The 1,296-nt window shown below is 43.1% G+C and carries 1 protein-coding gene; it reads left to right on the forward strand.

Annotation, left to right across the window (positions count from 1 at the left end; translation table 11 throughout):
* The first annotated feature begins 395 nt into the window (after positions 1-395).
* Positions 396-1,040 carry a Uma2 family endonuclease gene (locus tag NG833_RS23320; protein ID WP_254567667.1) on the forward strand — a complete coding sequence of 215 codons (645 nt, stop codon included), beginning with the start codon at positions 396-398 and terminating at the stop codon, positions 1,038-1,040.
* Positions 1,041-1,296: the final 256 nt, after the last annotated feature.

Raw genomic sequence — 1,296 nt, forward strand, 5'->3', positions numbered from 1 at the left:
ATTGCAACAAATAAATCACCCAAATGCGATGCTTAAGGAACTAAAAAGACGTTCTTAGCCCGCGCAGGCGGGCTTCGTCCGTATAGCCCCACCCTTGAGGGTGTGGGTTTTTGGGTATTTTATTTTTTGGAGTTCCCTAATCAAATGAACGGCTGATTACGATTCAGGACAAGGCACTGCCTTGTCCTTTTTTTTGACAAAAATTAACCTTTGGAATCTAGCAAAGTCTGCTATAATCCCAGCAAAAGACCCATTCGAGAGGACTGACGCAGATTTGGACAATCAAAGCGAAATGTAGAGGCGATTCGCGAATCGCCTCTACATTTCGGGTTTAATATTAAAGATTGCGTAAGTCCCCTGATCCAGAAAATGCTATAACATCGTCGGTAAATGTTATGAATTTACTCAAAACAGAGTTTTTAACGGATGTCTGGGTGACTGCTACCTGGGACGAATACCTCGATACTCTTGAAAATCCAGCATATCCTCAAGCTAAGGGTTACTACTACAACGGACAAGGGAAAATAGAAATGTCAGCAGTGGGGTGTAATCATGCTGAAGATAATGGAATGCTTGCCCTGTTGGTGAATTTATGGGGAATGGCAAAAAGCATACCCATGAGAGTCCAAGTCAATTGCACTTATCGGCAATCGGGGAAAAAAGAGTGCCAACCGGACCTGTCTTATTATATCGGCGATCGGGTAAAGTTATCTCCAAAAGGGATTGCTGCGGTGGATTTAGATAAAAATTCCCCTCCCGATTTAGCGATTGAAATTGCGGTGACTTCTCTGGCAGATGATTTAGGAATTAAGCGACTGTTATATGAGGAGTTAGGAGTGCGGGAATATTGGGTGATTGATGTTCAAAATGCCCAAATCATTGCCTTTGAGATGATTGCCACCAATGGCAGTCAACGGATTCGGGAGTCGAAGTTGTTACCTGGTTTGGAGATGTTGTTGTTGGAGGAGGGGTTGCAGCGGAGTCGGGAGGTTGATAATACGGAGGTGGGGAATTGGTTTTGGGAACGGGTGGGAGGATAATAATGACAGAGTTAAACTAGAAACCGGGTTTCTGCGATAAGTTTTGCGTCTTAACATAAATTGATGAAAGAAACCCGGTTTCTGACCCCACAGTTAAACTAGAAACCGGGTTACAGAGTTAAACTAGAAACCGGGTTTCTGCGATAAGTTTTGCGTCTTAACATAAATTGATGAAAGAAACCCGGTTTCTGACCCCACAGTTAAACTAGAAACCGGGTTTCTGCGATAAGTTTTGCGTCTTAACATAAATTGATGA

This window comes from Oscillatoria sp. HE19RPO (assembly GCF_024220515.1).
Classification (GTDB): Bacteria; Cyanobacteriota; Cyanobacteriia; order Cyanobacteriales; family Laspinemataceae; genus Laspinema.

Bases quoted from the DNA above. Each gene is read 5' to 3' on its own strand.
- NG833_RS23320 (WP_254567667.1), top strand. From the start codon at position 396: ATGAATTTACTCAAAACAGAGTTTTTAACGGATGTCTGGGTGACTGCT.